This is a genomic window from Pseudoramibacter alactolyticus ATCC 23263, assembly GCF_000185505.1.
GTDB lineage: Bacteria > Bacillota > Clostridia > Eubacteriales > Eubacteriaceae > Pseudoramibacter > Pseudoramibacter alactolyticus.
Map to the genome: position 1 here is coordinate 515,146 of NZ_GL622359.1, position 8,249 is coordinate 523,394.

General features: G+C 46.6%; 11 protein-coding genes. All 11 read left to right on the forward strand.

Annotated features, from left to right (window positions below):
• Positions 1-88: 88 nt before the first annotated feature.
• The 11 genes from efp to HMPREF0721_RS02530 all read left to right on the forward strand — a co-directional run bounded on the left by efp (position 89) and on the right by HMPREF0721_RS02530 (position 8,209).
• Positions 89-646, forward strand: a complete 558-nt coding sequence (gene efp, locus HMPREF0721_RS02480) for an elongation factor P (protein WP_006597955.1) — start codon at positions 89-91, stop codon at positions 644-646.
• Between the two features lie 11 nt (positions 647-657).
• Entirely contained in the window at positions 658-1,152 is a 495-nt protein-coding gene (locus tag HMPREF0721_RS02485) for a CD1247 N-terminal domain-containing protein (RefSeq protein WP_006597956.1), read from the forward strand.
• A gap of 11 nt (positions 1,153-1,163) precedes the next feature.
• Positions 1,164-1,511: an Asp23/Gls24 family envelope stress response protein gene (locus HMPREF0721_RS02490; protein WP_006597957.1), complete on the forward strand. Its 348-nt coding sequence runs from the start codon at positions 1,164-1,166 to the stop codon at positions 1,509-1,511.
• A gap of 40 nt (positions 1,512-1,551) precedes the next feature.
• A complete protein-coding gene (gene nusB / locus HMPREF0721_RS02495) occupies positions 1,552-2,028 on the forward strand; it encodes a transcription antitermination factor NusB (RefSeq protein ID WP_006597958.1) in 477 nt (158 codons plus the stop codon).
• On the forward strand, positions 2,012-3,034 hold the full coding sequence (locus HMPREF0721_RS02500; protein WP_006597959.1) for a Kae1-like domain-containing protein: 1,023 nt from the start codon (positions 2,012-2,014) through the stop codon (positions 3,032-3,034). The genes nusB and HMPREF0721_RS02500 overlap by 17 nt, the downstream gene beginning before the upstream one ends.
• Positions 3,027-4,220 carry an exodeoxyribonuclease VII large subunit gene (xseA, locus tag HMPREF0721_RS02505; RefSeq protein ID WP_006597960.1) on the forward strand — a complete coding sequence of 398 codons (1,194 nt, stop codon included), beginning with the start codon at positions 3,027-3,029 and terminating at the stop codon, positions 4,218-4,220. The genes HMPREF0721_RS02500 and xseA overlap by 8 nt, the downstream gene beginning before the upstream one ends.
• Before the next feature lie 12 nt (positions 4,221-4,232).
• A complete protein-coding gene (locus HMPREF0721_RS02510; RefSeq protein WP_006597961.1) occupies positions 4,233-4,481 on the forward strand; it encodes an exodeoxyribonuclease VII small subunit in 249 nt (82 codons plus the stop codon).
• Positions 4,468-5,397, forward strand: a complete 930-nt coding sequence (locus HMPREF0721_RS02515) for a polyprenyl synthetase family protein (protein ID WP_006597962.1) — start codon at positions 4,468-4,470, stop codon at positions 5,395-5,397. Before HMPREF0721_RS02510 ends, HMPREF0721_RS02515 begins: the two co-directional genes overlap by 14 nt.
• Before the next feature lie 18 nt (positions 5,398-5,415).
• On the forward strand, positions 5,416-7,200 hold the full coding sequence (glgB, locus tag HMPREF0721_RS02520; protein ID WP_006597963.1) for a 1,4-alpha-glucan branching protein GlgB: 1,785 nt from the start codon (positions 5,416-5,418) through the stop codon (positions 7,198-7,200).
• Positions 7,201-7,336: 136 nt separating this feature from the next.
• Positions 7,337-7,837 (forward strand): hypothetical protein, encoded by a 501-nt coding sequence (locus tag HMPREF0721_RS02525; protein WP_006597964.1) that lies wholly within the window; start codon positions 7,337-7,339, stop codon positions 7,835-7,837.
• A 90-nt stretch (positions 7,838-7,927) separates the two neighbouring features.
• Positions 7,928-8,209, forward strand: a complete 282-nt coding sequence (locus HMPREF0721_RS02530; protein ID WP_050786945.1) for an arsenic metallochaperone ArsD family protein — start codon at positions 7,928-7,930, stop codon at positions 8,207-8,209.
• Positions 8,210-8,249 lie beyond the last annotated feature (40 nt).

Consider the following 8,249-nt stretch of genomic DNA (forward strand, 5'->3'; position numbering starts at 1 on the left):
TCTTATGATAAAATAAAAGAAATTCTGAAAATATAGATTTTGGCGTAACGACGCCAAAATTCTGAAATACGCAGGAGGTACGAGCAAAATGGTTACAGCAGGTGATTTTAAAAAAGGTGTGACATTCGAAATGGATGGTTCGGTTTATGTGGTAGTGGAATTTCAACACGTTAAACCGGGAAAAGGGGCTGCTTTTGTTCGCACTAAAATCCGCAATGTTATGACGGGAGCAGTTACCGAAACAACATTTTCTCCCAACGAAAAATTCCCTTTGGCCCATATTGACACTAAGGAAATGCAATACTTATATTCCGATGGTGATCTGTATTACTTTATGGATCTTGAATCTTATGAACAGATTCCGCTGGAATACGAAAAAGTTGAAGAAGCCCTAAAGTACCTCAAAGAAAACGACAATGCGACCATTCGCTTTTTCAAAGGGGAACCCTTTGAAGTGAAGGCGCCAAATTTTGTTGCATTGAAAGTCACACAGACGGAGCCCGGCTTTAAAGGCGATACTGCAACAGGTGCCAATAAACCTTGTACTGTGGAAACCGAAGCAACCATTATGGTGCCGCTGTTTGTTAATGAAGGGGACACGATCCGCGTCGATACGCGAACCGGCGAATACATGGAACGTGTCTGAGCGTTAAAATTATGAAATACATTAATGAAAAAGTTGCTTATCTGAAAGGCTTATCGGAGGGCATGAAGTTGGCAGAAGCCTCTGACGAAGGGAAAATGATCGGGCAGTTGCTTGACGTTTTAGAGGATATCTGCGATGCGCTTGACGGCGTAACCGAAGCTCATGATGATCTTCAGGATTATGTGGAGATGATCGATGATGATCTGACGGACATGGAAGATTTTCTAATCGATATTGCCGATGAAAACATTGCGTTTGAGGATGAAGATGATGAGACCGACGATTCATTGGATATGATAGACACGGAGGATGAAGATGATGAAAACGACGATATTTACGAAGTCGAATGTCCTCATTGCGGTCATGTGTATTTAGCCGATTTTGAATCCTTTGAGGCCGACGATGTGATATGTCCCGAATGTGACACGAAGTTTTCCTTGAACGAGGAAACCATCGAAAGATTAAAACAAGCAGAGGACGATTCGCATCATCCCGAAGAGGAATGACGGAGTAAGCGATGGATAAAAATATACAAAACGCACAAAATGATATTTCTAATGAAATGATTTGCTCTATTGCGAGCATGGCCGCTTTAGGCGTGGAAGGCATTGAGAAGATGTTTATGCGCATTTCCGATGAGATTCTGGATGCGATTTATCCTTCAGCGGTTTCTAAAGGGGTAAAAGTGGTTGAACGCGATGACGGTTATCAGATTGATCTGCACGTGATCACAGGATTGGGTATTAACGTTAAAAAAGTGTGTGAAAAATCTCAGCAAAAAGTGAAAGAATCGGTTGAGATCATGTCAGGCAAGCCTGTGGCTGAAGTTAATATTTTGGTCAAAGGCTGCGGAAAATATGAATGAGAACAAAGCCGCTTGATGCGGCTTTTTTAACAGGTAAAATATGACAGAGGTAAAAAAACAAAACCGTCGGCACGAAAGAGAGCTTGCCTTGCGTGCCGTTTTTCAAATCGAGTTTCACCAAGATGCGCAGGATCTTCAAAAGGGAATTGCTGCAGTGATTGATAGCGACGCAGGTTTTGAACATGACCATGGATCCAGCGGCTATGCCGCTTATTTGGTGGATGTGGTGGTTGATCACTTGGCGGCGATTGACGAAAGAATTGCTCAATATCTGCGCAAGGATTGGCACATGGATCGTTTGCCGGGGGCGGAGAAAGCCATTCTGCGTGTGGCAACAGCTGAAATGTGTTATTTGGATCAGCCGTTGGAAATTGCCATTAATGAAGCCGTGGAATTGGCCAAACGCTATTGTGACGAGGATGCGCCGCGTTATATCAATGGCATTTTGAATAATTTGGGCCATCATCTGGCGGTTGACCATTCAAAGGAAGTGCAATCGCATGATTCTGGGAATTGATACCAGCAATTACACAACTTCCGTGGCATTGGTTGATGATGACGGGAAAATTTTAAAAGACTGTCGCCAGGTGTTGCCGGTCAAAAAAGGACATCGCGGGTTGAGGCAGTCAGAGGCATTGTTTGAACATATTCGCAATCTGCCGGAATTAATGCATACGGTGATTGGTGATCAACCGATCAAAAATGCGTTAAAAGCCATCGGCGTAAGCGTTGCACCTCGTCCTATTCGTGATTCTTATATGCCGGTTTTTCGCGCAGGAACTGGCATCGCAGAGATATTGTCAGACGCCATTCGGGTGCCCTACTATCGCCTGAGTCATCAGGAAGGTCACATTCGGGCGGCCATGTGCGAAACGGAAATTTTTTCATGGCAGCATCAGTTAGATGCAAATTGGCAGCGGCAATCCGAACCGATGTTAGCTGTACATTTTTCCGGCGGCACCTCGGAAATCTTGTATGTAAAGCGGGAAAAGAAGGGCTTTCAATGCAAAATTGTCGGGCGGAGTTTAGATCTGCATGCCGGTCAACTGGTGGATCGCATCGGCGTGATGCTGGGCATGGATTTTCCGGCGGGCCAAGCTCTGGAGCGATTAGCAAACCCTTTGCAGACCGCGCCGCTTAAATTGGCAACCCAAGTCGTCGATGGGGACTTTCATTTTTCTGGGATGGAAAATGCGGCGAAACAGTCTCTGCAAAAAGGGGAGGAACCAGCAAATCTGGCTTATGCGCTGTTTGAAGCTGTCGGCAGAACACTCGGACGGGCAATCATCGCGTTGTTGGAGAAAACAGAGGTATCCGCAGTATTATTCTCCGGCGGTGTGATGGCTAATGAGATTGTCAAAGAAGAAGCGCGGAAGCGCATCTTTGCTTTTTGCCGGAGCCATCGGCGGCCGGTTTCTTTGTGCTTTGCGAAACCCCAGTATGCGACCGATAATGCCATTGGCTGTGCTCTGTTGGCAAAAGAAGCGTTTGAAGCGGAACAAAAGAAGGCGTGCAATGATTAAACGGCAATTATCCGTCACGGAAGTCAATCGATTCGTCAAAACTCTGATTGCGACCAATAGCGTGCTTAAAAGCCTTGAAATTAAAGGTGAAGTATCCAATTTTAAGCGACAGGCCAGCGGGCATCTTTATTTTTCTTTGAAAGATGTCGGCGCAAGAATTGGTTGCGTGATGTTTCGAAGCGATGCAGCTCATCTTGATTTTGAACCGGAGGATGGCATGCATGTCGTCTGTAAAGGGCGTGTTGATGTTTTTGAACAGGCCGGACAATATCAGATTTATGTTCGGACAATGCAGCCGGCCGGTATCGGCGATTTATATCGAGGCTTTGAAACACTTAAGCGAACACTGGAGACATTGGGTTATTTTGACGCGTCTGCCAAGAAAAAAATACCGGAAACGATTGAGGCCGTCGGTGTGGTGACATCGCCGACCGGTGCGGCGATTCATGATATTATTTCTGTTTGTCATCGGCGCGATCCGCATCTGGAAATTATCTTGGCGCCGGCCCAGGTTCAGGGAACGGAAGCGGGTGCCAGCATTGCTTCCGCCATTCAGCAATTAGATCAACTGGATTCAATCGATGTAATCATCGTTGGTCGGGGCGGCGGATCTATGGAGGATCTTTGGGCTTTTAATGAACGCATCGTGGCCGACGCGATTTATAAGGCCAAAACGCCAATCATTTCCGCCGTTGGTCACGAAACCGACTTTACTATTGCCGATTTTGTGGCGGATTTGCGGGTGCCAACCCCCTCGGCTGCGGCCGAAACGCTGACTTGGGATCAACAAGCAGTTTGGCATCAACTGAACGATCTGCAAGGGATACTGCAGCAGGAGGTTCAGCAAGTTATAGCGAATCATCGGGAGGCCGTCGATTTAATAGCGCGTCTTCTTTTAGCGCATAATCCAGAAGCGATGATTGACAGTCAGCGGATGGTCATTGATTATTTTCAGGAGCGTTTGGTGCAGGGAGGGCGGCAACAATTAGCACAGTTGCATCGAGCCTTGGATAACTATCGCATTAAGCTTGTTGCTTTTAATCCGCGGCACGCGTTAAAACGGGGCTTTGCCTGGGTGCATACTGAATCTGGCGAGCTTGTTCGAAGTGTGGATCACGCAAAAACAGCCGGGAATTTGCGATTGAGCTTTGCCGATGGCGATGTTAAAGCAAAGGTTGAACAATAGAGAGGGGAAGACATGGCAACAAAAAAATTCAAAACGAAAATGAATCGGCTGGAGACCATTGTTGATGCAATGGAAACCGGTGATTTGGAATTAGAGAAAGCTTTAAAATATTTCGAAGAGGGGATGGCGTTGGTTGACGATTGTCATCATGAGCTTGATCAAGCGGAGGCAAAAGTTATGAAGCTCATAGAAAGTGACGACGGCCAAGCTGTTTTTGTGCCGTTTGAGGGGGAGGAAGCGGATGACGATGCATCAATCTAAAGAGGATAGAGTTAGAACGGCCAAATTTGCCAATCGACTAACGAAAAAGGGCCATCAAATAGAAGCCTATCTGACAGATTGCTTTGTTGGTCCCTTTGATGCGCCGGATATTATTGTATCTGCGATGAAGTATAGTCTTTTTGCCGGCGGCAAACGGGTAAGGCCGATTCTCCTGATGGAGACATGTGCTATGTTTGGCGGCGATGAACGCGTCGCCATTCCCTTTGCCTGTGCCATTGAGATGATTCACACGTATTCGCTGATTCATGATGATTTGCCGGCGATGGACAATGATGATTTACGTCGTGGGGAGCCGACGAATCATAAAGTCTATGGAGAAAATATTGCAATTCTTGCCGGCGATGCACTTTTGAATGCAGCGGTAGAAACCGCTGTTGAAGGGATTGAAACGATGGAACCTGCAGAGCGTGCGCGCGGGATTGCTGCGCTTTCCCTTTTGATGCGTGCAGCCGGTGTGAATGGCATGATCGGCGGCCAAACGGGAGATTTGTTGGCCGAAGATGACGATGCCATCAACGAAGATAAAATCGTTTATATACATGCGCATAAGACAGGTGCGCTGTTAACGGCTGCTGTTTTGATTGGTGCCGTTTTGGCGGGGGCCAGCGAAGACGAACAACAGGCGCTGAGGAACTATGGCTCCGCGATTGGGATGGCCTTTCAGGTGGTGGATGATATTTTGGATGTTGAATCGGAAACCGCGGTATTGGGCAAACCAGTTGGATCGGATGCCGAGGAAAGCAAGACGACATTCGTGTCACTTTTCGGCCTTGAAAGTGCGAAGGTCAAAGCTGAAGAATACCATCAGGAGGCGATAGCGGCTCTTGCGGGGATTCAACGCGATACGATTTTTTTAGAGGAAATGGCTGATTTTATCTGCCGGCGAAATCGATAAAAGACAGAGGAGAGGACAATGGATTTTCAGGAATTTTATCGCGGTGAAAGTTTCGATGCCTATGCGTATTTAGGGGCTGCAGCGACGCCTGATGGCGTTGTTTTTCGAACTTTTGCACCGGCAGCTGAATCAATTGAAGTGATTGGCGAATGGAACAACTGGAAGGGACAGGCCATGTCCCGGATTTACGATGGTAATTTTTGGGAAGTGCGCCTGTCGGCAGCCCGAATCGGCATGATGTATAAATACCGCATTACCGGTGCCGATGGCAGAACGTTGGATCATTGTGATCCCTATGGCCGCATGATGGAAAAACGGCCGGGAACAGCCTCAATCATTTGGAACGATACCTTTGAATTTTCCGATTCAGACTGGATTCGAACGCGGAGAGACGGTGTCGATGCGCCGGTGAATATTTACGAAATGCATTTCGGCAGTTGGAAACGCAAATCCGATGCGCCCGATGACTGGTATAACTATGCAGAGATGGCTGAAGCATTAATTCCCTATTTGAAGGCGCAGGGATACAATTATGTGGAGGTGCTGCCGTTAATGGAACACCCGGTGGATGCGAGCTGGGGCTATCAAAATACCGGTTTTTATGCACCGACATCGCGCTATGGTACGCCGGAGGCCTTGAAGGCCTTTGTCGACGCCTGCCATCGGGAAAATATCGGCGTGATTATGGATTTTGTGCCGGTACACTTTGCTGTGGACGATTATGCGCTTTGGCGCTATGATGGGACGGCCTTATATGAATATCCACACGAGGATGTGGGGGTGTCGGAGTGGGGAAGCTGCAATTTCATGCACTCCCGTCCGGAAGTGCGCTCATTTTTACAGTCCTGCGCCGATTATTGGCTGAGCGTGTTTCATTTGGATGGGTTGCGTTTTGACGCGGTCAGCAATTTGATTTACTGGCAGGGAGATGAAAACCGCGGTGTCAATGTCGATGCCATCGCCTTTATGAAAAGGATGAATGCGGGGTTAAAAGTCAGACATCCGGAGGTGATGCTCATTGCGGAGGATTCAACCAACTATCCTCAGGTGACCGATAAAGTTGAAAACGGCGGATTGGGCTTTGATTATAAATGGGATATGGGCTGGATGCATGACACGCTTTCGCTTTTTCAAACGGCGCCTGAAGATCGCCCGCGGGATTACCACAAGCTGACTTTTTCGATGGCCTATTTTTATCGAGAACATTATTTATTGCCTTTGTCCCACGATGAAGGAGTTCACGGCAAGGCGACCATCGCTCAGAAAATGTACGGCGATTACGAGGAAAAATTTCCCCAGGCGCGCACGCTCTATTTGTATATGATGAGTCATCCCGGCAAAAAATTAAACTTCATGGGCGGGGAATGGGCTCAGCTGCGGGAGTGGGACGAAAAGCGCGAACAGGATTGGCTTTTAATGGATTTCCCCGTTCACGATGCGTTTCGGCATTATATGGCGGATTTGTCAAAACTCTACTTGGCGCACAGCGCTTTGTGGATGGCAGACTATGAAAAATCGGGTTTCCGGTGGGTTGACTGTCATCAGGAGTCCAGGTGCCTATATCTTTTTGAGCGTTTTTCGGAAGAGGAGACCTTGCTGATTGTGCTGAATCTTTCGAATCGTCAGGCGAGATACCCATTGCCGGTGAACAAGAAGACGCGTCTTAAGCTTTTGCTTTCAACCGATTGGGCTTGCTACGGCGGGGCGGAAGACCCTGGAGACGATAATCTGTCATTGATTGGTGAAGAACAAGTCATCCTGAAACTTCCGCCTTTCTCGGCTAAATTATATCAACGGTTTTAAACACGAGTCTCCCTTGCATTGGCAAGGGTTTTTTCTTGCAATAAAATAAATAAAACCGGCCCCTCAAACAGAGACGCTTGCACGAATGAGCGCTTTGGGGTAAAATAATGTAAATGAAATCATTTGCGAGGGGAAAATGGAAACCGTACAAACCAATTTTATATATCAGCGGATTCGAGATGAATTGTTTGAACGTGAAAAATGTATTCACAGCATTTCTTATCCCGTTATTCGCAAAGTGAAAGATCAATATTATCTGGCCGTTTTTATTGATCATTACGATTTGCAAGAATTGATGGATAATCAGATTACACGGCCGGATGAATGGGCGCTGGCCGATTTGGAAAGCGGCAAAATCACAGAGGTGTATCAATGCAAAATTTATGATTTTTGTGACAAGGCATCCATTCCTCAAACCATGGCGGTCAGCCGAGAAGGGATGAAAACAGATCAGCATTACTTCCAGCAGCTCTTTCATCGGTTGGATCAAATCCGCGATGAAATCTTAATGGGGCAAGGATTCAACGAAGATCTGTACAATACTTATCTGGCAACGGTCATCGAGCAGGTCCCGGAATCCATGGCTTATTTCTACCGTGCATTGTCAAAAACCGGTGATGATATTGGAGAAGATTGAAAAATTATCTTTATTCTTAAATAAATTTCATCGAAAGTGTCGCCTGATTTTGGTAAAATAAAAAGCAATAAGATCAATCGAGGTCAAGTTATGTGTATTAATATTTATAATCCCATCGGATGTGATCCAAAATCACCGGCTGTTTTGCAAATCAATGTGATGGTCAACAGCCTAAAAAGGGCGGGGTATCCCGTTCATCTTATTAATTTTGAAGAGGATCCAGTGCGATTTACCAGCGAAAGAGGGGTCGAATCGATCCTTTTGACGGATGGACCGGACGCATTTCCAGTGACGGTTGTCGACGGAGAAGTATACCAAAAAAATTACTATCCCGATTATGCGCAGTTACTGAAATGGAGCGCAGCGCATTAAAAAGTAAATAAAGCCTTCTTCCGACTGAGGTGCTCCCCCC

What these genes read in the sequence shown, in the direction of transcription:
- xseA (WP_006597960.1), top strand. Translation starts at nt 3,027, where the DNA reads ATGATTAAACGGCAATTATCCGTCACGGAAGTCAATCGATTCGTCAAA.
- HMPREF0721_RS02530 (WP_050786945.1), top strand. Translation starts at nt 7,928, where the DNA reads ATGTGTATTAATATTTATAATCCCATCGGATGTGATCCAAAATCACCG.
- HMPREF0721_RS02525 (WP_006597964.1), top strand. Translation starts at nt 7,337, where the DNA reads ATGGAAACCGTACAAACCAATTTTATATATCAGCGGATTCGAGATGAA.
- HMPREF0721_RS02500 (WP_006597959.1), top strand. Translation starts at nt 2,012, where the DNA reads ATGATTCTGGGAATTGATACCAGCAATTACACAACTTCCGTGGCATTG.
- efp (WP_006597955.1), top strand. Translation starts at nt 89, where the DNA reads ATGGTTACAGCAGGTGATTTTAAAAAAGGTGTGACATTCGAAATGGAT.
- HMPREF0721_RS02490 (WP_006597957.1), top strand. Translation starts at nt 1,164, where the DNA reads ATGGATAAAAATATACAAAACGCACAAAATGATATTTCTAATGAAATG.
- HMPREF0721_RS02515 (WP_006597962.1), top strand. Translation starts at nt 4,468, where the DNA reads ATGCATCAATCTAAAGAGGATAGAGTTAGAACGGCCAAATTTGCCAAT.
- HMPREF0721_RS02485 (WP_006597956.1), top strand. Translation starts at nt 658, where the DNA reads ATGAAATACATTAATGAAAAAGTTGCTTATCTGAAAGGCTTATCGGAG.
- HMPREF0721_RS02510 (WP_006597961.1), top strand. Translation starts at nt 4,233, where the DNA reads ATGGCAACAAAAAAATTCAAAACGAAAATGAATCGGCTGGAGACCATT.
- glgB (WP_006597963.1), top strand. Translation starts at nt 5,416, where the DNA reads ATGGATTTTCAGGAATTTTATCGCGGTGAAAGTTTCGATGCCTATGCG.
- nusB (WP_006597958.1), top strand. Translation starts at nt 1,552, where the DNA reads ATGACAGAGGTAAAAAAACAAAACCGTCGGCACGAAAGAGAGCTTGCC.